General features: G+C 64.8%; 19 protein-coding genes and 1 tRNA gene. 4 read left to right on the top strand and 16 right to left on the bottom strand.

All coding sequences use genetic code 11. The annotated features are described in order from the left end of the window. Window positions 1-349: 349 nt before the first annotated feature. From G328_RS16845 to G328_RS0100140, 9 genes are all read right to left on the bottom strand, one after another. Complete coding sequence (locus G328_RS16845; RefSeq protein WP_110463734.1) at window positions 350-781, bottom strand: ASCH domain-containing protein; 432 nt, start codon at window positions 779-781, stop codon at window positions 350-352. Beyond that, window positions 778-2,817 carry a GNAT family N-acetyltransferase gene (locus G328_RS16285; RefSeq protein WP_187325711.1) on the bottom strand — a complete coding sequence of 680 codons (2,040 nt, stop codon included), beginning with the start codon at window positions 2,815-2,817 and terminating at the stop codon, window positions 778-780. Before G328_RS16285 ends, G328_RS16845 begins: the two co-directional genes overlap by 4 nt. Window positions 2,818-2,860: 43 nt before the next feature. After that, entirely contained in the window at window positions 2,861-5,740 is a 2,880-nt protein-coding gene (locus G328_RS0100175) for an SNF2-related protein (protein WP_026339529.1), read from the bottom strand. Window positions 5,741-5,749: 9 nt separating this feature from the next. Beyond that, window positions 5,750-8,329 (bottom strand): DEAD/DEAH box helicase, encoded by a 2,580-nt coding sequence (locus tag G328_RS0100170; protein ID WP_026339528.1) that lies wholly within the window; start codon window positions 8,327-8,329, stop codon window positions 5,750-5,752. Further along, on the bottom strand, window positions 8,329-10,467 hold the full coding sequence (locus G328_RS13495) for a site-specific DNA-methyltransferase (protein WP_040904423.1): 2,139 nt from the start codon (window positions 10,465-10,467) through the stop codon (window positions 8,329-8,331). Before G328_RS13495 ends, G328_RS0100170 begins: the two co-directional genes overlap by 1 nt. Before the next feature lie 3 nt (window positions 10,468-10,470). Continuing rightward, complete coding sequence (locus G328_RS0100155) at window positions 10,471-10,659, bottom strand: helix-turn-helix domain-containing protein (RefSeq protein WP_019617310.1); 189 nt, start codon at window positions 10,657-10,659, stop codon at window positions 10,471-10,473. Window positions 10,660-11,279: 620 nt separating this feature from the next. After that, window positions 11,280-12,461: a tyrosine-type recombinase/integrase gene (locus G328_RS0100150; protein WP_019617309.1), complete on the bottom strand. Its 1,182-nt coding sequence runs from the start codon at window positions 12,459-12,461 to the stop codon at window positions 11,280-11,282. 4 nt (window positions 12,462-12,465) lie between these two features. Next, window positions 12,466-12,723: a helix-turn-helix domain-containing protein gene (locus tag G328_RS0100145; protein WP_019617308.1), complete on the bottom strand. Its 258-nt coding sequence runs from the start codon at window positions 12,721-12,723 to the stop codon at window positions 12,466-12,468. Between the two features lie 155 nt (window positions 12,724-12,878). Beyond that, window positions 12,879-12,955, bottom strand: a tRNA-Pro gene (locus tag G328_RS0100140). A gap of 129 nt (window positions 12,956-13,084) precedes the next feature. Here G328_RS0100140 and G328_RS0100135 point away from each other — a divergent pair. The 3 genes from G328_RS0100135 to G328_RS0100125 all read left to right on the top strand — a co-directional run bounded on the left by G328_RS0100135 (window position 13,085) and on the right by G328_RS0100125 (window position 17,112). Beyond that, on the top strand, window positions 13,085-13,855 hold the full coding sequence (locus G328_RS0100135) for a DeoR/GlpR family DNA-binding transcription regulator (RefSeq protein ID WP_019617307.1): 771 nt from the start codon (window positions 13,085-13,087) through the stop codon (window positions 13,853-13,855). A gap of 236 nt (window positions 13,856-14,091) precedes the next feature. Then, entirely contained in the window at window positions 14,092-15,075 is a 984-nt protein-coding gene (locus tag G328_RS0100130) for a 1-phosphofructokinase family hexose kinase (RefSeq protein ID WP_019617306.1), read from the top strand. A gap of 24 nt (window positions 15,076-15,099) precedes the next feature. Next, window positions 15,100-17,112 carry a fructose-specific PTS transporter subunit EIIC gene (locus G328_RS0100125; protein ID WP_019617305.1) on the top strand — a complete coding sequence of 671 codons (2,013 nt, stop codon included), beginning with the start codon at window positions 15,100-15,102 and terminating at the stop codon, window positions 17,110-17,112. Between the two features lie 207 nt (window positions 17,113-17,319). Here the strand turns inward: G328_RS0100125 and G328_RS0100120 are convergent, their stop codons facing one another. Beyond that, on the bottom strand, window positions 17,320-18,054 hold the full coding sequence (locus G328_RS0100120) for an HAD family hydrolase (protein ID WP_019617304.1): 735 nt from the start codon (window positions 18,052-18,054) through the stop codon (window positions 17,320-17,322). A 47-nt stretch (window positions 18,055-18,101) separates the two neighbouring features. Between G328_RS0100120 and G328_RS0100115 the strand changes: the two genes are divergently transcribed. Then, complete coding sequence (locus G328_RS0100115) at window positions 18,102-19,007, top strand: hypothetical protein (protein ID WP_019617303.1); 906 nt, start codon at window positions 18,102-18,104, stop codon at window positions 19,005-19,007. Window positions 19,008-19,025: 18 nt separating this feature from the next. Here the strand turns inward: G328_RS0100115 and G328_RS0100110 are convergent, their stop codons facing one another. The 6 genes from G328_RS0100110 to G328_RS0100085 all read right to left on the bottom strand — a co-directional run bounded on the left by G328_RS0100110 (window position 19,026) and on the right by G328_RS0100085 (window position 26,021). After that, window positions 19,026-19,955: a GNAT family N-acetyltransferase gene (locus G328_RS0100110; RefSeq protein ID WP_019617302.1), complete on the bottom strand. Its 930-nt coding sequence runs from the start codon at window positions 19,953-19,955 to the stop codon at window positions 19,026-19,028. Window positions 19,956-19,989: 34 nt separating this feature from the next. Then, on the bottom strand, window positions 19,990-21,003 hold the full coding sequence (locus G328_RS0100105) for a GNAT family N-acetyltransferase (RefSeq protein WP_019617301.1): 1,014 nt from the start codon (window positions 21,001-21,003) through the stop codon (window positions 19,990-19,992). Between the two features lie 101 nt (window positions 21,004-21,104). Then, window positions 21,105-22,562 carry a glyceraldehyde-3-phosphate dehydrogenase gene (locus tag G328_RS0100100; protein ID WP_019617300.1) on the bottom strand — a complete coding sequence of 486 codons (1,458 nt, stop codon included), beginning with the start codon at window positions 22,560-22,562 and terminating at the stop codon, window positions 21,105-21,107. Window positions 22,563-22,666: 104 nt separating this feature from the next. After that, a complete protein-coding gene (gene der / locus G328_RS0100095; protein WP_110463745.1) occupies window positions 22,667-24,112 on the bottom strand; it encodes a ribosome biogenesis GTPase Der in 1,446 nt (481 codons plus the stop codon). A gap of 131 nt (window positions 24,113-24,243) precedes the next feature. After that, complete coding sequence (cmk, locus tag G328_RS0100090; protein WP_019617298.1) at window positions 24,244-24,918, bottom strand: (d)CMP kinase; 675 nt, start codon at window positions 24,916-24,918, stop codon at window positions 24,244-24,246. Next, window positions 24,915-26,021 carry a prephenate dehydrogenase gene (locus tag G328_RS0100085; protein WP_019617297.1) on the bottom strand — a complete coding sequence of 369 codons (1,107 nt, stop codon included), beginning with the start codon at window positions 26,019-26,021 and terminating at the stop codon, window positions 24,915-24,917. The genes cmk and G328_RS0100085 overlap by 4 nt, the downstream gene beginning before the upstream one ends. Between the last annotated feature and the right edge of the window lie 165 nt (window positions 26,022-26,186).

Here is a 26,186-nt window from a genome sequence, read left to right as displayed (position 1 = left end):
TAGACCAAAGTGGATTGCCCTCGCAGATACCCCTATGTGAGAGCGTTATGATAACTCTAAGGTCAATGCGAGTCCATGTGCGATGTCCAAGTTGGGTGGGTTTCCGCGAGGACTCCGCCTCGCTGGTGGGTTGCCGGTGTAGGCGCATGGCTGAGTGCGGAGAGTGAGTTGCCGATTTCGGATATGACTCGATGCCGATTAGCGTCTCTTCGGCACTCTCGGTACGGAGAAAAGACCTGGTGCAGCTGGAAGCCTTCGATGCAGGGCACACGCAGGCGTGGAACTCGGATTCTCAGCGGTGGAAGTCTTCTGTCAGCGCTTGGCTGTCCGGACATCTACTGGCCTGAGTTCAGGTACTTGAAAAGCTCAGCTGCTTCGCTTGCTCCACCTGCTCAGTGGCGAGGTAGCGGAAGCTCTGTGATGGTTCGATTCCAAGGACGGCCCTCAGTGAGTTGAGCGACACCGGTTGTTCCCAGGACTCTGGGCAGTCAACTTCCAAGAGAGTCGACTCATCAGCACCTGCGAGATACGCGTTGAGGTCGCTCTCATCAATACCAATGTCCGATCCATGCAATGCCCACACGCAACCAGGGCTGATCTTGATCGTTCGCCGAAGACGCACGGTGCCGAGGACCGCTTTCTCAGGGGAACTTGAATACAGAACCACTGTGGTTCCCGGATCGATGTTTGGGAACCTGCGCCGTACTTCGATCGTCTTGCGTCCCTCTAGGATCGCCCGAGCGTACTGCGGCTTTATCGATAACAGTAAGGCTCGGGTCATCGCTCAGCCCACCTCGGTTGCATGCGCATGACGTCATCGAACACACCGGGTGTTGCTCGACGGGCGGTGATCTTGGAAGTTGTCACGTCGTGCTTCTTCAGGATGCGATCGAATGTCGCGCGATCAATGGGCCTTTCGAGTAGCTGTGTATCCTCGACCCGCAGTACCGCGACTTTCCCGTTCGTTGCGTGTGCTTCGATCTCTCTGGTCCGTAGTGTTCCGATCGCTCGATACTGCTCAATGGCTGCTTCTACTGGAAGCGTCGTTGCCTCCACGACGCGGGAATGTGCAACCACGGCACGGACAGCTGAAGCCTTATGCCCCTTCGGGTCCCAGCTGACGTACCACAAAACGCGCGAAGGCACCTCTTGGACTCCCTTCGGAGCGGCGAAGTAGACGACGTGCCGTGCGAAGCCCAGTGCTCGCTTCTCACGGGTATTGAACAGAGTGTCGTTGTAACCGATGAGTTCGCGTGCGTACCTGGGCTGGATAGGTACGATATAGACTGGAATGTTGCGTTCTAAGAGAACCTGGGGCCAATTCATTCGCTCATACTCGCTGACCTCGGTGTCGGTGATCGCTCGCGCGGCAGCATCAGGTGGAGCCAGCCAGGACAGCTTCACGCTCGGCCCCTTCCCAGTGAAACCGTCGGCCTGCAAGGCAGACCTCAGTACCGGCGAGAGGGCTTGATCGGTAATGGAGATGCTGTCGGCACCCTGCTCCAGCGCGCGCCAGCGGAGATGACGTACCAGCTGGAACGCGATGGTTTCACCAAGCGATCCACTACCGACTCGCAGGATCGGAACGTGAAGTGTCGCGTCACGTAGCTCAGTTGCAAGTAGCGCCCACAGGCGAGATCTCTCGTCGACGAGTACCTGCAGCCCGAACTCTGACGGCTTGGCGAGTATTGCCTGGAGCTGACGACGGAGAGCCGTACCCTTCTCGCGAGAGGTGCGCTCCACGAAGGCTTCTTCGAGCCGCGATGACAGCGACGCGACTTTCTCCCACTGGAGGCCCACAGCCTCCAGTTGCTCGGAACGGAATCTAAACGGTGGCGCTGGGGGCATCAGCCGTTGAATGAGGTCGACGGGGCGCAGCACCTCGGTTCCGAACTCGGCTTCGATCCATGTCTCGCAGGCTGCAATAAGGTTCGAGTCACGGGTCACGAAGAACTCTGCTCCCGCAAGGATTGCGTCGGCGAGATGCTTGACGTCATCAGCCAGGCTGGCGTCGCCAGACGTGAGCCGTTCCGGCATTCTTCGAAGGAGTTCGGATGCGAGGCCGCGCATCCCTCCCTCTCTTCGGAGCGTTACAAGGCCATTCAAGGCCTCACGAACCCTGTCGCGCTCGCTCTCTAGTTGTAATCGATCGATGTCTGAGGCGACTTCGGGGGAGATCGTCAACTCAACTTCACCGATGAGCCAATCCGCTTCAAGACCGAGTGACTCTTCACGTTCAGGGCGTTGGAACGTGCTAGAAGAGTAGAGGTCGATGATGACGTTGGAATCGAGTACAGCTTTCGGCTTTGTCAAGTCGTACAGCGCGCTCTCAAATAAGTCGAGTTGGCCAATGGATCGCGTCCAAATGGTGAGTGTTGACCCAGCCTTTGCGCGACCGGGCCGCTGTCCCGTTGGCGCCATGTCGAGCGAGCGCCAAAAATCATCGAGGCCATAGTCCACGCGGCAATGTGCGGTGATCATCGTGCGAGCAGGATTCAAGTCAATGACTTTGTTCACCATTGCTCTCGCCAAACCGGACCGCCGCGCAGAGTCGCCAACGCAAACGTGAACAAGCCGGATGAGATGCTGCCGAGGCGTGCTGAAAAGTACGTACCCGGCGATTTCATCGTCGATGAGACCAAGAACGAGTTGTCCCTTGTCCCCGGCTGCTTCAAAAGCAGCAAATGGGAGGTGACCTAGTGTCGCTTTACTCTCTCGGTGAAGCTGGATGACAGCATGGAAGTCTTTGTAATGCGACTGAGACTTGGGATCCCAGATGCGGGTCGAGAGCGAACGAGTGACCGCACGTTCAGCCATCATGTCCCCCTCTTCCCTCGGTCGTCCAAGGCTGCGCCTTCAGTCATGCTGCTTCTACCGCCCAGCGGATCGTGAGAATGTGCTCACGCTCGTCGGTGCCCTTCAGTGCCTGCTCGATCATTTCAAGGTAATCGTCGGCCTGTTGCCGGAGCCGGTCGCGTTCAACTTTGAAGTCGTCGTAAAGTGCCTCGGCCCGACGTGCCAGGCGCTGTGCTTCTTTGCGAAGTTTCAGCCGCTCCGAAAGGTCATCGGTCCTGCGCTCTCGCGCACGTGCATCTTCCTCTTCCTTGTTGAGCTTTCGCACCTCGGCGTCGTACTTGGCTTTGTGGTCCTTCAGCCGTGACTCCACGAGGTCGCCCTGTTCAATACTGAACTGTGCCGTTCGGTTCTGGACTTCGTCGTTGAACTGTTCGCTCTGTTGCATGAGCGCAGCCTGCAACATGCTCGTGTCGATAGCTTCAGTCTCGGATATGGACACGCAGGTGAGATCCAAAAGCTGTTCGACCTGTTCGGCGTCAAGAAGCTTTCCGCTATCAGTGTGACCAGCGCTGAGCACGTAGGACTCAGTAACAGTGTCGCTTCCGGATCGCATCGTAAAGGTCAGTAGCTCGGCAGTTAGAATGCCGCGTTCGCCGACAAGCTCGCGCGCAGCGGAGGCAACTCGATCCGAGTCGGCAATAGAGAAGACGAGGTTGGCCGCAGGCGTCTTCTCGGCGAGCGCAGTTTGCACCACGAATCGCCCGAGGTCGCTGCCGTACCGGTACTGATGGGCGCCAAGTTGCGGCTTCGACTTGAAGAAGTACTTTCCGGTCGGAATTCCCTCGGCGGGAGCGTGTGTGAGCGTGAAGTTGTGACCGTCAGAATCAAACTCGGCGAACGAGTCGAGCTGGCGGCGGGTCACACGAAGCAAGAGCTGTTCAAACCTGTTGAGCACAACGTCCTGCTGGGTGTCATAGCTCTTGAGTTTGTCTTGCACGTTCGGGTCGAGGTTGTCGAAGACACGAGCTCGAGTCGACCGCATCTCTTGGCTGATCTCAGATTCGTATTGACGCTCTAGCTCGTCGAAAGCAGCATTGATGTCGTCTGCGGTGCGGCATCGTTCAAGGATCGCGGCGATGGACTTCTCGAAGTCGAGTCCGTCCTCGATCGACCCGAGCACTTCGTCTGAGGCGCCAAAGACGGACGTGAAGAGGTTGAACTTCTCGGTGAGTAGTTCAAGGATGCGCTCCTCGGCGAGGTTTCCTTGATTGGAGAAGTTCACCACGATCACGTTGTGCTGTTGACCGAAACGGTGCACACGACCGATGCGTTGCTCGACGCGCTGTGGGTTCCAGGGGAGGTCGTAGTTGACGAGCATCGAGCAGAACTGCAAGTTGATGCCCTCGGCAGCGGCTTCGGTGGCAATCATTATGGTGCCGCGTTCGCGGAACTCGTCGACGAGTGCCTTGCGTCGGTCTGCCGACGGGTTCCCTGTAATCAGGTCTGACCCCTCGTTTGTCTCCAACCAGGCCCGGTAGATCTCGGTCGCTTCGGGGGAGTTGTTCGCGCCGTTGAAGAGCACCAAACCCTCACCGCGCCCTCCCGCACGGAGTGCGGAGGCGAGGTACTCCTGTGTCTTCGTTGAGTCGGTGAAGATGATCGCCTTCTGTGGGGCGCCGATCTCGGCAAGCTTGGCGAAGCCCTGGTCGAGAGCGTCTAAGAGTTTGACAGCCTTCTGGTTCACTGTGATCGATCGCGCCAGATCCGCGTAAGATCGCAGCTCCTCGACCTCAGCCGCGATCTCCTTGCGGGTCGCCTCGACAGCCTCGGCATGCTCGGGAGACGGGAGTGCGAACAGGGCCGACTCCGACGCCTCGAGCTCTTCATCTGTCATGTCTTCATCGACCAGCGCTCCACGGTTCGAGCGGCGGCGGCCAGACTGTAGTTCCGCTTCGAGTCTGTTGGCGATGCCTTCGAGCGTTGAGGCAACCGCATACGTAGAGGAGCCGAGGCGTTTACGCAGGATCAGCGCAGACAGGTGCCGCTGAGAACTCGCGAATGCGTACAGAGTTGGGCGCTGCAGGTAAGCGTTGACCTTGTTGTAAAGGTCTTGCTCTGCCGGTGACGGCATGAAACCGAACGTGAGCGGCATCCGTTCGGTGAAGCGAATGTACTTCTGTGCGTCTTTCCGAAGCGTCCTCTTCGCCAGGTGAGAGATGCGCATAGAGAGATCGTCGTTCCCGTAATCGTCGGGATGGTCGACGTACCGCTCTTTGAACCCTTCGATCGAGTGAAAGAACTCGGGATCGAACACGGAGACGAGGCCGTACAGCTCTTCGAGCCGGTTCTGCAGCGGCGTCGCGGTGAGGAGGAGCGACTTCCGAGCCGAGCCCATCACTTCGGAGACGGCCTGCGCGATCTTCGCGTCGCTGCCCCTCCAGAATGAACGCAAGCGGTGCGCTTCATCCGCGACAACAAGGTCCCAGTGTCGGGCAAGATCATCAACATTGCGGAGCACAAACTCGTACGAGCAAATCAAGACATCACTCGAGAGAACCGCACTCGGTTTCAGAAGCTGGTCTTTGTTCTTCGAATCAAGCAACTTCGAAGGGATCGCAAACTTTTCATCCAGCTCCTGCCGCCACTGCTGACGAAGCGATGATGGCGCGATGATCAGGATCCGTCGCTTGCGTTCTGCCCAATACTGGCACAGCACGATGCCTGCTTCGATGGTCTTTCCAAGACCCACCTCGTCCGCCAAAATGACACCCGGCGAGGTGGAGGTCTGCAGTGCGAAAAGGGCCGCATCGATCTGGTGCGGCTTCGGCTCAACCTGCGCGTCAAACAGCAGCCCAGCGAGCTTTCCCACATGATCAGACGCGTACGAACGCTCCAGTTGGTGGGCATAGAACTTCGCCTGATGCGCGGTCAGCGGTATTGCCAAGATGCAGCCCTACCGGTAGTCGCTAGCCAGGTCAGACTCGTACAAGGTTTTCGCGTCATGAACGCTGCGAATCGCTTCGCGCACTTGATCACGCTTCAGATCGAGCACACGATAGACGCCATTCGTCTCAGCCACGGACTCGATTCGACGGAACTCGCCACCATATTGTTCGGCAAACTCGGCAAGCCCGCGTAGCTTCGGCATCGCGTCGGCCAGGTGATGACCGTGCGGGTCGACCAGATCGGCGACGATACCGTTCTGGCCCTCTGCGAAGAAGATGAAGTCGGGTCTGAGCGCCTTCCAGTTACGTGATCCGTCCATGTACGCGATCGCGAGCGATTCCTTCACCGCGCGATCCGGGTTGCGCCACCACCCGACGAAACCATTCCTGTCGGACTCAGCGGCAAATACGTGGCGTTCCCACGAATTCAGCTCGACCGGGTAATCGCCCGTGTTGGTGACCATGAGGTGGTTGCGGTAGACCGGCAAGTCAGTCTCGGTGCCGTCGACTTCGCGTGCCTTGGCCTCTGCTTGCCCGGTCTTCGGGCTGACGAGGCTGATGCGTTCGGGCTCCGTCGACATGCCTTCGAGACGGTCATACTCAGCTTGCTTCTCGTCACTGAGGTTTTTGCGGTCAACTCGGGTGTCGGTCAACCATGCGCGAGCGAGACGATCGGCTTCGGCCTCGACGCTTGCGACGATATCGGGCACAAGCCCAATCGCTGCGACTTCGATGTATGCCTCCAGGAGGTCATCTTCGATGGCGTCTTCGGGTACCAGGTAGTCCACATACGACGAGCACAACGCCGGGCTGAGGTTGCGCTCGGCTACCTTGTACGCCTCGGTAATGGCGCGAGTATCAGCGGCAAGCTCGAACGACGAGTTCACCCACAGACCGCCACCGAGCCGTGCACGCAGTTCCTCTCCCGACATCGTCAGCACGTCTTCACGGGCACGGTCCACCTGCGCCTTGTATTGCATGGCGCGTGAGGCCACGACGTTGTTCAGCTCGTCGTGGGCGCGCTTGAGTGCCTGGTCGACGACCTTGTCCTTCGTGAGCGCAGCTGCGAGCGCGGTGAATCGTTTGATCGGTTTGCTGCGGTGCTTCGGAATCGTCACGGTTGGGAGAGCTTCGAACTTCTCCCATACCTCCGCCAGAAGATCCGGGTTCGGATGGAGCAGCACCGGGTCGAACAGCACCCGGCGTCCTTCGCCGCCGCCGCTGTCGCCCTCGTCGTCCTTCGAAGTTGCGCCGTGCATGAGCATCTCAGCGACACGCATCGCGGTGGTGCGGTCGAAGTAGGGCAACATGCAGTCGACCGAGTTGAGAACTTCATTGCCGGGGATGCGGCGCGCCAGTGGCGTGCGGATCATGCGCCCGAGCAACTGCGTGATGTTGGTCGGGTCGGAGGCCGGGCGGAACGACACCAACACCTCGGCCCGCGGACAATCCCACCCCGTGGAGATCGCCGACTTTGCGATCAGCACCCGCACATGCGTCGAATCCTGCACACGCTGGGGTTCGATGTACGGGATCGTGTAGCCGCCGACCTTGAGGTCTTGATGTTCACCGAACACGTTCGCGATCGCGCCGTGATCAAGCTCGGGCCATGACTCGAGGATCGTGTCGATCGTACGCACGAGTGTTTCGTCGCTCGGTTTGTCGGCCATTTGCACGACGAGGAGGGGTACGACGGAGTCGGCTTCTTCCTGCTCCCGCGTGTAGGCATCCCACGCGCGACCTGCCTCACGAATCTTGTCAACGGCACGCCGCAGCAGCACGGTGTCGAACGCGCCGGTCTCGGCTGGAATGGACAGCACGATATCGTCCTTCAACAGGCCGGATGCCTGCACCAGCGCAGAGTCAACCTCGACACTCGGTAGAGCTGTGCGTCCCGTCACGGACTTCATCGCCTGCTCGAAGCGCTCCACAGTTGCGGAGATTCCAAAAACGATCGGAATGGGCGGCACTTGCCCTTGGCCGTTGATGAGTCGTTGCACGATCGTCGAGCGGTCCCGTTGCGGTTTCATGCCTCGGTGCGCCTCATCAAGCACCAGATACAACGTGAGTTCCTTGTTCTCGATGGTGTTGATGATCGTGTCGTAGATGTTCGACTGCATCTCGTCAGGTGCAGGGGTCAGCTCGTCGATCGTCGCCGTCGGGTCGATCCTGGTACCTGCGCCCTTGACCAGGTTTGACGTCCTGCTGAGCTTCTGAGTGTTCAGGAAGTAGACGTGCCCCGGCCGAAACGAGGTTTCACGGAAGTCGTTTGTGATGAGCTTCAGCCGCCAGTCCAACTCGCTGGACGCTGCCTGAATCCGGGCGCGGGATTGTTCGTTCAGCGAGGGGTCATCTGAGAACCACAGCACTACCGCTCCGGGGTCAGCCGGGAAGTCAAACTCGTCTGACCCTGAGATGAGCGCTTCGATGACAGCAGCGGCCATCACCGTCTTGCCAGCACCTGTGGTAGCTGAAAGAGAGAACTGCGACAAGGAGCCGTAGCGCTGGTACATGTCCTTCGCCTGGGCCAGATTCTTGAGTACATTGCCGACGGCTTCGGCTTGATAATCCTTGAGTGTGTACCGCATCAGACTGCACGCCCCTGATTAATCTCAAAGTTCTGCAGGTACGACTCGTAGAGCCGTACCATGTCAAGCTCCGACGGGAGTTCACGGCAGACCATCTGGAACGCGGCATCATCGTCGGTGATGACGAACACCGTGCGTACATCCTCGGCGTCGCGTATCGCGGAGAAGAAGGCTTCAGCGTTGTCGATATTCTCCAGCACTGCGTACACCTCGGAGATTTCCCAGCCTCGGTCGCCGAGGTCACCGATTATCCGACCTGTGGATCCCGCTCGCATCCACAGCATTGGCGCGATGCGCTCGAAAGCACGGTTGTGGCGCACTGAGAGCGGCGACTCGTAAGTCAGGGTGAAGAACACGGCGTTCTCATCGAACCCATCGGCCATTGGAAACTCGTCAGTGAATTTATAGTCGCCCTTGATCGGTTCGCCATCAGGCGTACGGCCGGTGATCGCGGCACGGATGCGGGGCTTTGTGATGTAGTTGCAGATTCCCCACTTCTCCCATTCGGGATCGCCAGGGCGAAGACCCTGCTTGCGGAGCTTACTTTGCTCCTCGGCGCTGACCTCGTTATTGGTAACTGAAATGCATTGGCGTCGGCCGCGGTCCTGACGATTCAGTCGCATCACAGCATTTGCTGTCGTGCCAGACCCTGAGAAGAAATCCAGTATCACAGCAGAAGGTTTGTTACTTACAAAGAAGCGAAGAACGTCTTCGACGGCGTATAGGGACTTTGGAAAAGGGAATTTTCTATCCGGCATGAGGGATGAAAGTAGGTTAGATCCGTTGCGGCTTGCATCGTGCGATGGAATTGACCATTGTGTTCCGGGAATGAACTTCGCTACATATTCCGACTCGTCAACAAGCACGGATCCGTCAGGCCGGTGACCCACTACTGGAAATAAGCCAGCCTCAATCTTTTTGCGCTCACCACTCTTTAAGTACGAAATCGCCATGCCTCGTTCTGTGAGCCGTCCGAGGCGGACATACCCAGATTCGATTGAACTCCGAAGTGCTACAGGGGAGATTTGCCAATTGGCTTCCTCGCCATTGGCTTTGAGCGGCCAGATCACTCTCGCGCCTTCGGGTGCAGGAACATCATCGCGCGAATCTTCCAGAGCAAGCGGCTCCCCAACGCTGAGAATTGATTGCCCTGACTCGGAGACATAAATGGGATAGAATAGGTTAGGACGATCTACACGACGTGAATTCGTGCCTGTCCGGACAAGAGCATTCCAGTGCAACTTGTTCTTTACGGAGCTACCAATTTTGCCAAGCCACTCTGGAGCTAGAGCGGCAGGCAGCGGGCGTGCATCACCGATCATTACAAGGAAAATGTACTCATCAGTACGCGCAAACTCGCCACCGCGTGCGACACCAGCGGGATTGATGACGGATGAGATCATCTGAATATTGGCTTGAGGGAACGTCTGCTCCAATAGCAGACCAAGTCGTAGGTACTCTTTCTCATCAATTGTGACAATAAGTACCGAATCGTTCGGGTTTAGCAGCTCATTGGCGACTAGCAACCTGCGTTCCATGAAGGCCAGCCACTTCGAATGACGGTAGTCGTCGTCGCCCTCGACGTAGTCGTTGTTGTACTTCCAGTCGCGAGCACCAGTGTTGTAAGGAGGGTCAATATAGATTGCGTCGATCTTGCCTCGATGCGTGTACGTGAGCATTTCGAGGGCGTGGTAGTTCTCAGCGTTGATCACCGTGTGGAAAGGCTTGTCGCCGCCGCGCTCGATCCGCCCGGTCTCAACGAGACCGGGGAAGATCTTGTCGTCGAACTCAGCGACGACTACGAGATTGTCAAGCGAAGCAGTACGCCGCTCGGGCTCATCGGTGACGTGCTCGACTAACTGCGCGAGTTGCGCACCGCTCTCATCAAACGTGAAGGATTCGACGCGCCAGAGCCGTGAGTCGCCCTTGGCGGTCTCTCCTCGCAGCGGAAGCACACGCACCTTCGATCCGCGGCGTATAGGTTGGCCGGGTAGTTCGACGGCCTCGGGCTGGTGGCGTTCGAAAACCAGTCCGAAGCTGCGTCGCTTCGTGAGCGCGGTGATCTCCTTTTCGAGATCCGCACCGAGCTGAGGGTCGGCACTGCGCAGTTGACGGAGTAGATCCGTGAGTCGTGACATCGGCTATTCGTTCTCCTTTGTCGAGGCGCCGCCTTGGCGCACCCACTCGTCAACTTCGCTTGTCTGAAACTTCCACAGCCGCCCAACCTTGTGGGCGGGCATGTTTTGCGCGCTGATCCATGCGTACACGGTGTCTTTGGAAACGCCGAGGTGTGTGGCGATCTCATCGGCCGAGAGCCATGGTTCAGCCACATCCGCTCCTCTTTAGTACGCGCATCAGAAACCTCGCTTGACAGGATCTTATCGGAGTAAGGCAGGTCTTGGCGGAGCAAAGCAGGTGCTTCAGACTGAACGAGATTCTGATACTCAGCAGGTCGCTGATTCGTCGCCACGCGTCTGGCAGATCACGGACGAGCGACCCAAAACGATCTCCTTGAATCGCCCTTTCCTCGATCTGCCAGAGGCGTGGCAGCTTTGGGATCGGTTGATCGAGGGGACGGGTGATTGGCGGCTGGGAGAAGCCGTGCACCTAATTCATGGGAATGAGCATTAGCGGGAGGAGACTGTCATGCCCAGGTCGAACTCTTGCGTGTTCGAAGTAGCCCTGGGCGGGACGGCCAAGCATGCGGTCGTAACGGACTCGCTCACTCTCAACCGTCATACCGAAACCCGCACGAAGCGCTATTTCACAGGATCAACGGTTCCGCCGATTCGGCGGAACCTCAAATTCCGCGGGTTTCGTCACTGTGCCGCAAAATTTGCGTGACCGTGAACTCGCACCAGATATGTGCGCGATGCTTGACGGCGCAGCTCCTAGCGCGGCAACTATGTAGCCAACGTACGTCAAAGTTGCGTCCCGATCAACGCCGACTTCACGCCTCCTTCCCGAAGACACGGTCGAGCATTTCGGCGGTCGCCGGGTTGACCATCTCGTTGCGGCGGATGTAGTGCTGCACCGTGATCGCCGGGTCCGTGTGTCCAAGCAGCTCGGCGGCAAGGTCGACGCCAGCCTCATTGCTGATTGCGGTGGCAACCGTGCGACGAAACATGTGCGGTGTGACGCCCTCGATGCCCGCGAGGTCGAGCACGTGCCGAAGCTGCCTGCGCACATTGTTCGTCGTCAGCGGGCCACCGTCACGATTGCAGAACAACAGTGCATCGAGCGTGGCGTCGTCACGGCGGGCGAGCCTGAGCCGCACCGCCTCGGCAGCGAACGCGGGGAGTGCGACGGTGCGTCTGGACTTCGCGGTCTTGGGATGATCCTGCCGCTGGGTCGGCTCGCCGCGGTGCGCGACGATGGTGCCGCTAATGCGAATCGACGGCGGGGCGCTCACGATGTCGATATCGCGGCGGCGGATCGCGAGCACCTCACCGATGCGGGCCGACGTGCCGAGCATCACCTCGACGATCGCGCTGAGCTGCCCGTCTGGTTTCGGCCCGGTGGGTGAGAGCCCGGTTTCCCAGAACGCGATCGCGGTGCGGATTGCGTTCACCTCAGCGGGGGTGAGTGCGTTCGGTGTCGTCGGGGGTTTCCGGAGCCGTGAGACGTGATCCATCTGGTTGCGCGGCAGCACCTCGTGCCGCACCGCGAGCCCGAGCGCGAGCCGCAATGCGACTCGGGCCTGCTTGGCACGGTTGTAGCTTTGCTTCGCCAGCTGCTTCAAGAAATGGTCGCAGCGTGCCACGCCGATCTCACGCAGCGTGAGGTCTTTGAACGCGGGCATGACGAGCGTGCGCATGTTGCGTTCGTACAGCTGGCGGGTCGTGGTCGAGAGCCGGTCTTCAAGATCGAGATCTTCAAGCCAGTACGCCACCAGGTCGGGGAACGGACTGTCGGCGGTCAGCCCGATACCTGCGGGCTGGTAGAGCGTGCGCTCGGCAAGCTTTGCTTTCAACCGTTGTTCGGCGGCGCGCTTCGTGTCACCGGTGGCTTGCACGAGGCGTGACTTTCCATCCCAGTCGCGATACCTCGCGCGGGCGGTCACGCGACCGTTCGAAGAGGTCTGAAACCCGATCGTGCCGAAGGTGCCGATAGTGAGGCGTGGGCGGCTCATCGCGTCACCTCTCGTCGAGCGGGAAAGCAGGGGCGCCGTCGCGTTGCTGCTCGATCCAGACTCGCACGTCGGAGACGGCGAACTTCAGGTGTTTGCCGAAGCGGTACGCGGGCGGGCCGAGGCCGCGGGTGCGCCAGTCGTAGATCGTCGAGACGGGGATGCCCAAATACGTGGCCAGCTCGCCGACATCGATCAGGGGCTCCAGGCCCCACGGGGAGGGTTGTGCTTCGGTGTCCATAACGAACAGGTGCACGGCGCGCATCGCAGCTGACCGTACACAATCGGAGCGGTCGGGGCCCTGCCGGGCGACTGCCGCCCGAGTACCGCCTCGGCGTGTCAAAAAGATGGGTTTGTGATGACCGGATCAAATCTCACCTACGAAGAAATCGCGGAAACCCTTGAGTTTCCGCGATTTTTTGGTCGGGCTGACAGGATTTGAACCTGCGACCCCTTGACCCCCAGTCAAGTGCGCTACCAAGCTGCGCCACAGCCCGTTGATCACTTGCGTGACAACTCGAATAGCTTAGCGCATCCTGCGGGCTCGTGGGAACGCATCCGGGCACCGCGGCGCCACGATTGCGTATGCTTGCGTTCACAAGTAGGAGCAACCGACGGAGGCGAGCATGGCAGACATCAAGTACGCGGAAGAGCGCCGCTCCGAACTACTGCGCATTCTCGCAACGTCGGGGCGCATCGACGCGGCCGACGTCGCCAACGAGCTCGGCGTGACCTCCGAGACGATCCGCAAAGACCTCATCGCGCTCGAATCAACGGGCCTGCTGCGGCGCATCCACGGGGGCGCGGTGCGAGCCGACGCCCACCTGCACGAACCGCACCTCGCGGCGCGCCTCGAGTTCTCGAGCGAAAAGCAGCGCATCGCGAAGCGCGCCCTCGACTTCGTACCCGACGGCGGCGCCGTCATGTTCGACGCCGGCACCACCACGCACCAGCTCGCACAGCACCTCCCCCAGTCGACCAGCTTCACCGCGTACGTCAACGCGCTCCCCCTCGCGACGACACTGCTGCGCCTGCCGAACGTGCGCGTCGAGCTCATCGGGGGCCGGATGCGCGCCACCACCTCGGCCGCCGTCGGCGCCCGCACGAACCAGAACCTCTCGACGATCAACGTCGCCGTGGCATTCCTCGGCACGAACGGCATCTCGCACGAGCGCGGGCTCACGACCCCGAACCCCGACGAGGCCGCCGCAAAGCACGCGATGCTCGCCGCGAGCGAGCGGCGCATCCTCCTCGCCGACCACTCGAAGTTCGGGCAGGTGCAGGGCGAACAGCACGCCACCCTCGACGACCTCGACGTCATCATCACCGACCAGGCACCAAACGCCGAGTACCGCCGCGCGCTCGACCGCGCCGGCGTCGAACTCGTCATCGCGTAGTCAGCAACTCACCGCGCCGCCCGTCGACCCGCGTCGATGGGCGGCGTTTGCGTGCCCGCGTCCAGGCACCAACTTGGTTTTCCAACCGCCACGAGCGCCGCATCCACCCTTCTCAGGCAACAACCTCGCACCAGCCTGCGCTTGATGCTTGCGTTTTACCCAAGCATCCCCAATACTTACCAAGTAATCGCAACTACCCGCGTTGCGCTCGCATCGCCGCGAGGTAAGGAGAAATCGTGCACGACGACCACCCACGCGCCACCATCGTGACGGTGACGCCCGCGCCGTCCATCGACTGGACCGTGCGCGTCGACCACTTCGAGCTCGGCGCCGTCAACCGCACCACCGGCTCGACCCGCGAGGCGAGCGGCAAGGGCGTCAACGTCGCCTGGGCCCTCCACCGCGCGGGCCTCGCCGCGACCGCGATCGTGCCGGCCGGTGGCTCCACCGCCGAGTTCTTCGCCGAGGAATTCGCGGCGGGCGCGCTCCGCCACGAGCTGATCCCGATCGCCCGCCCAGTGCGCACGAACCTCACCCTCATCTCTCCCGGCGCGACCACGAAGGTGAACGAGCCCGGCACGCCCCTCGACGCCGACGAGTGGGACGCGCTCGCCGCGGCAACCTGGGCCGCCGCGTCGACCGCCGACATCGTCGCGCTCTGCGGCAGCCTGCCCGACGGCGCCGACGCCGACACCTACAACCGCCTGCTCAGCACCACCCGCGCCCGCTCGCCCCGCGCGCGCCTCGTGCTCGACACGTCGGGCGCCCCGCTCGCCGAGGCGGTGAGCGCCGGCCCCGATCTCATCAAGCCGAACGCCGACGAGCTCGCCGACCTCACTGGCCGCCCGCTCACGACCCTCGGCGACGTCGCTGATGCCGCCCACCGCGCCCGCGAACTCGGCGCCGGCGCCGTGCTCGCCAGCCTCGGCGGCGACGGCTCGATGCTCGTCACCGCCGACGGCACCTGGATCGCGACCGCGACCGACATCCCCGTCGTGAACACCGTCGGCGCGGGCGACGCCCTCCTCGCTGGCTTCCTCGCCGGCGGCGACTTCGGCCCCGAATCCCTCCGCACCGCCGCCCTCTGGGCCTCGAGCGCCGTCGCCTCGGCAACGACCCTCTTCCCCGTGCGCACCGAGTTCGCCGACCGCATCCAGGTGCGCGAGCTCGACACCCCCGACACCACGCTTTCCGAGCCCGCCGCCGGGCTCATCCACTAATCCCCACGAACAAGGAGCCGGCAGATGTCTGACACCTACCTCATCGCCGCCACCGGTTGCCCCACCGGAGTGGCCCACACCTACATGGCCGAAGAGGCCATCATTAAGGCCGCGCAGGCCCGCGGCATCGAAGTGAAGGTCGAGACCCACGGCCAGGTCGGCGTCGACCACGCCCTCACCGCCGAGGACATTCGCCGCGCCACCGCCGTCATCATCGCCGCCGACAAGGACGTGCAGAAGGAACGCTTCGCGGGCAAGCCCGTCGTCGACGTCTCGGTCGCGACCGGCATGCACAAGGCCGACGAGCTCATCGACCAGGCCCTCGCGAAGGCGAAGGCCGGCGAGGCCGCCTCGGCTGGCGACGACGAGCCCGAATCGGCACTCGACGCCGACCTGCTCGACGTGAAGTCGATCGAAACCGGCGGCTCTGGCTGGCGTCGCGTCGGCAAGGACATCTACAAGTCGCTCATGAACGGCGTCTCGCACATGCTGCCGTTCGTCGTCGCGGGCGGCGTGCTCATCGCCGTCTCGTTCCTCTGGGGCATCTACTCCGCCGACCCCGACAACGAGCAGTACAACGTGTTCGCCGCGAAGCTCAACGAAATCGGCGGCATCGCCATGAGCCTCATGGTGCCCGTGCTCTCGGCGTTCATCGCCGACGCGATCGGTAAACGCCCCGCGCTCGTCGTCGGTTTCATCACCGGCCTCATCGCCTCGACCTATGGCACCGGATTCCTCGGCGGCCTCGTCACCGGCTTCCTCTCGGGCTACGGCATGCTGCTGCTCGACCTCGCGCTGAAGTGGCTGCCGAAGGCACTGAACGGGCTCAAGGCGATCTTCCTGTTCCCCGTGCTCGGCACCGTGATCTTCGGGCTCATCACCGTCGTCATCGCGACCCCCATGGCCGGCATCTCGACCGGGCTCCAGAACTGGCTCACCTCGTTCCAAGACGCCAACCCGATGCTGCTCGGCATCGTACTCGGCTGCATGATGGCGTTCGACATGGGCGGCCCCGTGAACAAGGCCGCCTACGTCACCGGCGTCGCGCTGCTCGGCGACGGCAACCTCACGTTCATGGCCGGCGTCATCGCGGCCGGTATGACCCCGCCGCTCGTCACCGCGATCGCGACCACGCTGTTCCCGAAGGGCTTCCAGCCCGCCGAGCGCCGCGCGGGCTACGTCAACTACGTGCTCGGCGCGACGTTCATCACCGAGGGCGCGATTCCGTTCGGCGCGCGCAACCCGCTCGTCGTCATCCCGATCTTCATGGTCTCGAGCGCCATCACCGGCGCGCTCTCGCTCGCGTGGGGCGCCGGCTCCCCCGCCCCGCACGGCGGATTCCTCGTGCTCCCCGTCGTTACGAACCCGCTGCAGTGGTTCCTCGCGATCCTCATCGGCTCGGCCGTCGGCGGCGTGATCTTCGGCCTCTACCGCACTGCGGCCGCGCGCCGGAAGGCCGCGACCGAGGGCACGGATGCGTCGGCTGCGCCCGCCGCATCGGCTCCCGCAGTGACGGATGCTCCTGCCGCGGCTCCCGCTGCCGCGCCGGCCACCGCTGGCGGCACCGGCACGGCGACCGCCACCACGACCGCGACCGACATCTTCAGCCGCGAGCAGGTGCGCGTCGACCTCGACGTATCCGGCCGCGACGCGCTGCTCGAGCAGGTCGCCGCGACCGCGGTCGAGCTCGGCATCGCGAGCGACGCCTCGGCGGTCGTCGAGGGGATGCTTGCCCGCGAGGCACAGAGCACGACGGCGCTCGCCGAGGGCGTGTCGATTCCGCACGTGAAGACGGCGGCCGTGTCGCGGGCGGCGATCATCGTCGCCCGCGGTGCACAGCCCGTCGAATGGACCGACGGCGAGCAGGTCGCGACCGCCCTCGCGATCCTCGTGCCCGAGGCCGAGGCCGGCAGCACCCACCTCGAGCTGCTCGCGAAGATCGCGCGCGGCCTCATGGGCAACGACCTGCGCGAGACGCTCATCTCGGGCAGCGCCGACGAGATCACGACGCGCGTGACGGCGCAGCTCGAGAGCTAAGCGGCTACGCCACGCCTCCCGAAGGGCGGTATCGCACGGTCACCGGCATGACGGTGTGCGGTACCGCCATTCGCCGTTCGGTACCGCCATTCACACGAGCGGCTGCACGAAACGGCACCGGCGGTATCGCACACCATGCACCGGGTCGCCGTACGATACGGCCGTATCCCACGCCACGGCCACATTGCAGGCCGCGCGCAGGCCGCGCTACAGCCCGAGCCGCAGGCGCTCGCCGGCGTGCATCCGCGACAGTTCGTCGATGCCGACGAGCTCGAGCGACGTCGTGATCGATGCCCCGAGCCGCTCGAAATCGTCGAGGTGGTCGAGGTTGCTCGGCACCACGAGCACGTGTGCGCCCGCCACGACGCCCGAGGTCGCGCCGCTCACTGAGTCTTCGATCACGAGGCAGTCGCCAATCGCAACGCCGAGCCGCGAGGCGCCCGTCAGATAGGGCTCGGGGTCGGGCTTATTCGCGTGCACCTCGTCGCCGGCGACCGAGTCGTGGAACACGCCCCCGGGTGCCGCCGCGAGCACCGCGTCGACGAGGCTGCGGAAGCTCGCCGACACGATCGCGGCCGGAATCTGCGCCGACCGCACCGTCTCGAGCAGCGCCTCGACGCCGGCCATCCACTCGACCCCGGCCCGGTGGTGCGCCACCATCATCTGCACGATCTCGTTGATCGCCTCTTCGTTTGTGAGCGGCAGCCCGAGCGCACGCATCTCGGCGACGGTCACCGCGAGCGGGTTGCCGATGGTCGAAAACGCATCGGCCTCGGTCCACCGCGAGCCGTACTTCTCAGCGAGGCCGCGCTCGGTCTCGCTCCACTTCGGCTCCGAGTCGACGAGCGTGCCGTCGAGGTCAAACAGGATCGCCGCCGGCAGGCCCGACGGCGGACGGTCGTACGTGGCCTTTGCCGATTCGGGCGGTTGCGTTGCGGGCATGTCGTCCTCCTGGTGTCGTCGGCTCTCCAGGCTAGCCTGGGGAGGTCATGTCGCACGATCTCACCCAGCTCGCTCCAGCCCGGCAAGCTCCCGCCCCGCGCATCCTCGCCGCCGCCGACTGGCAGGCCCGGGAGGCCGCCCACCGCGAGCGCGCCGACCGCCTCACCACCGCGTACCGCAAGGCCCGAGCTGCGGGGCGCCCGCACGCGATCGACGACTTCCTGTTCACGTACTACTCGTACAAGCCGGCGGTGCTGCGCCGGTGGCATCCGGGCCTCGGCGTCGAGCTTGAGGGGGCGGATGCGCTCGTCGACCGCCGCTGGTACGTCACGACCGACGCGGGGCGGCTCCGCGTCGACGTCGACGCGTTCCTCGCGAAGCGCGGCGAGCTCGTCGGGAGCATCCGCGAACTCACGACGGCGATCGCGGGCCGGGCGGGCCAGTTCGGCTGCTTCGGCCTCCACGAGTGGGCGATGGTGTACCGCGATGAGGAGCACCGGCACCCGATTCCGCTGCGGCTCGGGCAGCGGGGCACGGATGCGGTGGTCGAGTCGCACACGATCGCCTGCAGCCACTACGACGCGTTCCGCTTCTTCACGCCCGACGCGCAGCCTCGTAATCGGCTGCAGCCCACCCGTGAGCGGCAGTGCGAGCTCGACCAGCCGGGCTGCCTGCACGCAAACATGGACATCTACAAGTGGTGCATCAAGCTCGGGCCGCTCGTGCCGGGCGAGCTGCTGCTCGACGCGTTCGAGCTCGCGCGGGAGATTCGTTGGCTCGACATGGCGGCGTCGCCGTACGACGTGCGCGACTACGGGGTCGACCCGGTCGAGATCGAGACACCGCAGGGCAAGGCCGAGTACGTGCGGCAGCAGCGGGCGTTCGCGGCGCGATCGCAGGCGCTGCGGGCGAGGCTGCTCGAGGTGCTCGACGGCCTGCCGCTGCCCGCCTGACGCGGCCGACCCGGCCAGCTACCTCGCTGCCCGCTGCCAAACGGTCGTGAGCGGGCGGAACCCGTGCCGGAACCAGAACGGCGCCGACTCGGGGTTCAGCGCGCCGAAGTCGACGCCGAGCACCTCGGCGCCCGCGGCCGCCGCGCGCGCCTCGAGTTCGCGCACGAGCGCCGTGCCAACGCCGCCGGCGCGCAGCCGCCGCGTGACGGCCGCGAACTGCACGTAGAGTTCCCGCTCGCGGCTCGTGCGCGCGGGCACGGCGCCGGGCGCCGCGAGGTTCGCGACGCCCGCGAGCAGCCCGAAGTATTCAGCGACGACGGCGAGCACGGGCGTCGCGACGACCTGTTCGGCATACGCGTCGAGGTGCTCGACGAGGCGCGGATGCGCCCACGCGCCGGTACCCGCGTCGGCGTCGGCGTCGTGCAGCTCACGCAGCAGGTCGGCGACCCCCGCGCGGTCGGTGTCGGTCGGTCGGCGCAGTGCGCGGCCAGGGCGGGCGGTCCAGTCGGCGCGGCCGGCCCCATCCGCGGGTTCGACCGCGCTCGGTTCAACCCGCTTCACCGCGAACATGCTGACGGGCGCGAACCCGCGGGCCGCGAGTACCGCCGGGGCGCCACGCAGGGCAACCGGCAGCTCGACCCGCAGCGGCGCGTCGCCCGGCGTATCCGCCACCCACTCGTCGAGGAGCGCTGCGAGCTCGGGCGGGCGAGGCGCGTCGGGGTCTTCGCCCGAGACGTCGGCGCCGCGCACGACGAGCTCGCGCACGACGGGCGGGTTGAAGATCGACCACGTCGCCGCCTCGTCGGGCCGCAGCTCGGTCGCGACGCCGACGAGCGAGCCGGCGGCGTGCGTCGCCTCCCCCGCGGGCACGTCGTACGGCGCGAGTTCGGCGAAGGCGTGGATACGCCACTCGTTCATGGCGTCGGTTGCGGCGGCGAGGTTGGTCACCCGCTCGACGCTACACGGCGCGCGGCACCGCGAGCTACGGCGTCTGGTACGTGACCTCGCGGTACGCGATCTCGTACCCGAGCTGCTCGTTCACGTGAATCATCCACGGGTTCACGTGCGAGTTCCAGGTGACGATGCGCCGCACCTCGGGGAAGTCCTCGGCGAGCCGACGGTGCGTCGCGAGCTTCAGCGCGAGCCCGAGCCGGTGCCCGCGATGCGCTTCGAACACGATCGTGTTCTCTTGCAGCGCGAGGTCGGTACCGGGAGTGTCGAGCACGTGCACCTCGGAGTGCGCGGCGAGCGTGCCGTCGGCCGCCTGCGCGACCGCGATGATCATGCGCTCGCCCATGCGGTCGGAGCGCTCCTCGGCGGCACGGATGCGCTCGGGCGTGTAGTCGGCCACCTCCGACACGACGTCTTCGTCGGGCTCGTCGAGGTCGAGCTGCCGCATGAGCGCGCTGTACTCGGCGAGATACTCCTCGGGCACGCGGTCGCGCCACAGCAGCAGCCGGTAGTCGCCCGAGGCGGCATCGGCCTCGCGCTGCAGCTCCGCCATGGCACCAGCGTCGACGGGAATCGGCGCGATGCGCGCGACTGCGAGGTTCTTCCGCACGACACCGAGCCGGCGAGCAATCCGGTTGACCGGATGCGCCGGGTCGTCGACGTCGTCATCGCCGACAAACTCGCCATACGCCTCGAGGCGGGCGCGGCCCGACTCCCGGAAGGCGGGCAGCAGGCACTCTTCGACCAGCCGCGTGCCGATGCCCTCGCCCTGCGCATCCGGCAACACCTTCAGCACGACGTTCGCGAGGTCGAGGTTCTCGCTGAGCGGGAGCAAGAGCGCGGCCGTGCCGACCACGCGCCCGTCGCGCACCGCGACCCAGCGCCGCTGCCGCCAGTATTCGGTGTCGGCGCACATCACCCGAACGGCGTCGGGAGTGAGGATGCTCGCGGCGCCGTGGAGTGCGCACTCGTCGTCGGTCAGAAACTGGGCGAATGGCTGGGCGTCGCGTTCCGCGTCGAACGCGCGCACGGTGACGTGCTGCATTTCAGCGAGTCTACGCGGGCATGCTGCCCGGAAAACGAGCGAGCCGGGACACCGACGAATCGGTGCCCCGGCTCAGCACACAGGGCTTGGTCTCCGAGTGACTAGACCTCGGTGACGTCGCGGCGCACCGGCACGACCGAGGGGTGCACGTTGCCGAGCGCCTCGATGACCCGCACAACCTGCTTCGAGTAGCCGAACTCGTTGTCATACCAGACGTAGAGCACGAGGTTCTTACCGTTCGCGATCGTCGCGAGGCCATCGACGATGCCGGCGCGGTCGTGGCCGACGAAGTCGGTCGAGACGACGTCGTGCGACTCGATGTAGTCGATCTGCTGGCGCAGGTTCGAGTGCAGCGAGACCTGGCGCAGGTAGTCGTTCACCTGCTCCTTCGTCACCTCGGTCTCGAGCTCAAGGTTGAGCACGGCCATCGACACGTCGGGCGTGGGAACGCGAATCGCGTTGCCCGTGAGCTTGCCCGCGAACTCGGGCAGCGCCTTCGCGACGGCCTTCGCGGCGCCGGTCTCGGTGAGCACCATGTTCAGCGTCGCCGCGCGGCCGCGGCGCGAACCCTTGTGGTAGTTGTCGATGAGGTTCTGGTCGTTCGTGAACGAGTGCACCGTCTCAACGTGGCCGTGGTTCACGCCGAACTTCTTGTCGAGCGCGTGGAGCACCGGAGTGATGCCGTTCGTCGTGCACGAGGCCGCCGAGAGAATCTTCTCGTCGGGCTGAATGTCCTGGTCGTTGATGCCGAACACGACGTTGCGAATCGAGCCCTTGCCCGGCGCGGTGAGCAGCACGCGGGCGACGCCCTTCGCCTGCAGGTGCTGGCCGAGGCCCTCCTCATCGCGCCAGCGGCCCGTGTTGTCAACGACGATCGCGTCGTTGATGCCGTACTGCGTGTAGTCGATCGAGGTCGGGTCGTTCGAGTAGATGACCTGAATCAGCGTGCCGTTCGCAGTGATGGTGTTGTTGTCGCGGTCGACCTTGATCGTGCCGCGGAACGGGCCGTGCACCGAGTCGCGGCGCAGCAGCGAGGCGCGCTTGCCGAGGTCGTCGTCACCGTTCTTGCGCACGACGATCGCGCGCAGGCGCAGGCCGGGGCCGGTCGTCGCCTGGTCGATGAGGATGCGCGCGAGAATGCGGCCGATGCGGCCGAAGCCGTAGAGCACGACGTCGGTGCCGCCGTCTCCCTCGACGAGGGGCTTCACGTCGCCGAGCTGCGACGCGAGGAACGCGTCGGGGTCGCCCGAACCGGACTCGCGGAACGCGACGCCGAGCGCACCGAGGTCGACCGACGCGATGCTCACGTTCATGCGCGAGAGCGCCTCGAGCAGCTGCTTCGTCACCGCGAGGTCGAGCGCGCCACCGTTGCCGTGGCGGCGACCGAAGCGGTGCGCCTTAATGATGTCGATCGACGAGAGATTGATGAGCCGGCGGCCGTGAATCGAGGTGACGATGTTGCGCTCGCGGTACAGCTTCGAGATGAGGGGAATCAGCTGCTCGGCAGCCTCGACGCGGGCAAACCACTGTCGCTGTTCGGCCAAGTACTCATCGGTCATGTTCTGAGGTCCTCCGTTGGGCTCATTTGGGCGCGCCAAAACGCGGTGGGCCCCTTCAGACTAGCGAAAGAAGGCGCCCACCGCGTGCCCGTGACCGGGCGTGACTACTTGCGCTTGCGCCGCTCGCGCACGCGCATGTTGATCTGGATCGGGGTGCCGACGAAGCCGAACACCTCGCGCAGCCGTCGCTGAATGAAGCGACGGTACCCGGGGTCGAGGAACCCCGTCGTGAACAGCACGAACGTCGGCGGACGAGTCTGCGCCTGCGTCGCGAACAGCACGCGCGGCTGCTTGCCGCCGCGCAGCGGGTGTGGGAGCTCCTGCGTGAGCTCCGTGAGGAACGCGTTGAGCTTGCCGGTGGGGATGCGCGTATCCCACGACTCGAGCGCGACGGTGAGCGCCGGCACGAGCTTCTCGAGGTGCCGGCCCGTCTTCGCCGAGATGTTCACGCGCGGCGCCCAGGCGACGTGCCCGAGGTCCTGTTCGATCTCGCGCTCGAGCTGCCAGCGGCGCTCGTCGTCGAGTTCATCCCACTTGTTGAAGGCGAGCACGAGCGCGCGGCCCGACTGCAGCACCATGTCGACGATGCGCACATCCTGCACACCAAGCGGCTCGGTGACGTCGAACACGACGACCGCGACCTCGGCCTTGTCGATCGCGGCCGCGGTGCGCAGCGACGCGTAGAAGTCGGCGCCCTGCTGCAGGTGCACGCGCTTGCGAATGCCCGCCGTGTCGACGAGCCGCCACACGCGCCCGCCGAGCTCGACGAGCTCGTCGACGGGGTCGCGGGTCGTACCCGCGAGGTCGTTCACGACGACCCGTTCCTCCCCCGCCGCCTTGTTCAGCAGGCTCGACTTGCCGACGTTCGGGCGACCCACGATCGCGACGCGGCGCGGCCCGCCGACCTCCTGCTTCGCGACCTTCGAGATCTCGGGCAGGATGCGCATGGCCTCGTCGAGCATGTCGGCGACGCCGCGCCCGTGGAGCGCCGACACGGCGTGCGGTTCGCCGAGGCCGAGGGCCCACAGTGCCGCCGCGTTCGGCTCCTGCACGAGGTCGTCGACCTTGTTCGCGACGAGGAGCACGGGGCGGTCGCTCTTGCGGAGCATCCGCACGACGTGCTCGTCGCTCGAGGTCGCGCCGACGTTCGAGTCAACGACGAACAGCACCGCGTCGGCGAGCTCGATCGCAATCTCGGCCTGCTCGGCCACCGACCGGTCGATGCCGCGCGCATCCGGCTCCCAGCCGCCCGTGTCGACGAGCGTGAAGTGGCGGCCGCCCCATTCGGCGCGGTAGCTCACCCGGTCGCGGGTGACACCGGGCACGTCTTCGACGACCGCCTCGCGACGGCCAAGAATGCGGTTGACGAGCGCCGACTTGCCGACGTTCGGGCGGCCGACGACCGCGAGCACCGGCAGCGCCGGCATGAGGAACGTGCCGTCGTCGGCGAAGTCGCCCTCGAGCACCTCGAGGTCGTCTTCTTCGAGGTCGTACTCGTCGAGCGCACGGCGCAACACGTCGGCGCGTTGCTCGGCAAGCTCGTCGTCAATCTCGTCGAGGCGCTCGACCAGGTCGCCCTCGTAGGCGTCCTCGAACGCCTCGTCGCCCGAGACGAACTCGTGCTCATAGGGGGCGTCGACCTGCACGCCCTCGAATTCGGCGTCGCGAGAAGTTGAATCGCTCACTCGGCGCTCCTTTCACGGATCAGCCCGAGCACGGTGTCGATCACCGTGTCGAGATCAAGTGTGGTCGAGTCGACGACGCGCACGCCATCGGCGGCCGTCGTGAAGTTCACGACCTGCGAGTCACGGGCGTCGCGCGCCGCAACCGAAGCGGCGACCTGCGCCGCGTCATCGCCCTGCTGCTCGGCCTGGCGGCGGCGAATCCGCACCGCCTCGTCGGCGGTGAGCAGGATGCGCACGGCCGCGTCGGGCGCAACCACCGTCGTAATGTCTCGGCCCTCCGCGACGATGCCCGGCGCATCCGTGCCGAACATGAGCTCGCGGAATCGTTCGTTGACCGCCTCGCGCACCGGAATGATGCGCGCGACCTTCGAGACCTGCGAGCTGATCTCGGTCGTGCGGATCGCCGCCGTAACGTCGGCGTCGCCGACCCGCACCCACGACTCATCGGGGTTGAGCGAGAGTCGCCAGGCCGCGAGGAACTCGGGGACGAGCTCGATCACGCTCTGCTCGTTGTCGAGGTCGACGCCCCGCTGCAGCCCGAACCACGTGAGCGCCCGGTACACCGAGCCCGTGTCGAGCAGCTGCCACCCGAGTCGCCGGGCGACCTCGCGCGAAACCGTCGACTTGCCCGAGCCCGCGGGCCCGTCGATTGCTACCGTCGTCGCCGTCACTGGGCGAGCCTCCATCCGCGTGCTTCGAGTACTTCGATGAGCTTGCCGTGCGCCTCGGGCAGCACCTCGAGCTGCACGAGGCCGAGGTTGACGCCCGGCGAGTGCTCGATCACGAGCTCCTCGATGTTGATCTCGGCGGCGCCGATGTCGGCGAACAGCCGCGCGAGCTGGCCCGGCTGGTCGTCGACGAGCACCGTGAGCCGCGCGAACGTGCGGCGGCTGCCGTGCTTGCCGGGCACCTTCGAGACGCCCTCGTTACCGGCGCGCATGTGCTCGGCGACCGTCTTGCGGGCCCCCGGCTGCGCCATGTCGTCGAGCGCGTCGGCGAGCGCCGTCGTGTCGGCCGCGACGTTGCGCAGAATGCGGGCGACGCGCGGGCCGTTCGCCGCGAGAATCTGGTTCCACATCGTCGGGTCGCTCGCCGCGATGCGCGTCACGTCGCGCAGGCCGGCGCCCGCGAGCGCGGCCGCCTCGGTCTCGTCGGCAAGCAGCTGCTCGGCCATAACGCTCGAGACGAGCTGCGGCACGTGCGAGATGAGCGCGACCGCGTCATCGTGCTCCTCGGCCGCAAGGGTGACGATCGTGCCGCCGAGGTCGAGCGCGAGGCCCTCGACCTCTTGCAGCGCGAACACCGTCGTTTCCTCGTGCGGCGCGACGACCCAGGGGCGGCCGACGAACAGGTTCGCGCGGCCCGCGAGGGGGCCACCCGTCTCCCGGCCAGCCATGGGGTGCGAGCCGAGGTACCGGCTGAGGTCGGCGCCCGAGGCGCGCACGTGCTCGAGCGGCGCGAGCTTCACGCTCGTGACGTCAGTGACGATCGCGTCGGGCCACGCCTCGAGCTGCTGCACGACGACGCGGCCGGCGACATCCGGAGGCACGCAGACGACGACGATCTTCGGCACATCCTGTGGCTCGGCCTCGTCGGCGTTGCGCGCCGGCGCAATGCGGCCGGCGCCGTAGTCAGCCGCGAGGCCGAGCGCGACGGGCGACGCGTCGCTGAGCAGCACGTCGACGCCCTTCATGCGCAGGCCAAGACCGACCGACGAGCCGAGCAGGCCCGTACCGACGACGAGGACCGGCGAATTCGTGCGAGTGGGTGCCACTAGCGACCTCCGTATCGGTTACCGCCGCGGGCCTGACCGCCGCGCGGATTGCCGCCACGGCCCCGGCCACGCTGGTCGTTGCGGCCGCGGTCGCTGCGGAAATCATCGCGACGGTCACCACGGAAGTCATCGCGGCGATCGCCACGGTCATTGCGGCGCGGCGCC

The organism is [Zimmermannella] faecalis ATCC 13722 (assembly GCF_000381765.1).
GTDB classification, from domain to species: Bacteria; Actinomycetota; Actinomycetes; order Actinomycetales; family Microbacteriaceae; genus Gulosibacter; species Gulosibacter faecalis.
Note: the sequence above shows the minus strand (reverse complement) of the source record. Positions and strands in the feature narration are given on the sequence as shown.

Bases quoted from the DNA above. Each gene is read 5' to 3' on its own strand.
- G328_RS16845 (WP_110463734.1), bottom strand. From the start codon at position 781: ATGACCCGAGCCTTACTGTTATCGATAAAGCCGCAGTACGCTCGGGCG.
- G328_RS16285 (WP_187325711.1), bottom strand. From the start codon at position 2,817: ATGGCTGAACGTGCGGTCACTCGTTCGCTCTCGACCCGCATCTGGGAT.
- G328_RS0100170 (WP_026339528.1), bottom strand. From the start codon at position 8,329: ATGCGGTACACACTCAAGGATTATCAAGCCGAAGCCGTCGGCAATGTA.
- G328_RS13495 (WP_040904423.1), bottom strand. From the start codon at position 10,467: ATGTCACGACTCACGGATCTACTCCGTCAACTGCGCAGTGCCGACCCT.
- G328_RS0100150 (WP_019617309.1), bottom strand. From the start codon at position 12,461: ATGAGCCGCCCACGCCTCACTATCGGCACCTTCGGCACGATCGGGTTT.
- G328_RS0100145 (WP_019617308.1), bottom strand. From the start codon at position 12,723: ATGCGCGCCGTGCACCTGTTCGTTATGGACACCGAAGCACAACCCTCC.
- G328_RS0100135 (WP_019617307.1), top strand. From the start codon at position 13,085: ATGGCAGACATCAAGTACGCGGAAGAGCGCCGCTCCGAACTACTGCGC.
- G328_RS0100125 (WP_019617305.1), top strand. From the start codon at position 15,100: ATGTCTGACACCTACCTCATCGCCGCCACCGGTTGCCCCACCGGAGTG.
- G328_RS0100120 (WP_019617304.1), bottom strand. From the start codon at position 18,054: ATGCCCGCAACGCAACCGCCCGAATCGGCAAAGGCCACGTACGACCGT.
- G328_RS0100115 (WP_019617303.1), top strand. From the start codon at position 18,102: ATGTCGCACGATCTCACCCAGCTCGCTCCAGCCCGGCAAGCTCCCGCC.
- G328_RS0100105 (WP_019617301.1), bottom strand. From the start codon at position 21,003: ATGCAGCACGTCACCGTGCGCGCGTTCGACGCGGAACGCGACGCCCAG.
- G328_RS0100100 (WP_019617300.1), bottom strand. From the start codon at position 22,562: ATGACCGATGAGTACTTGGCCGAACAGCGACAGTGGTTTGCCCGCGTC.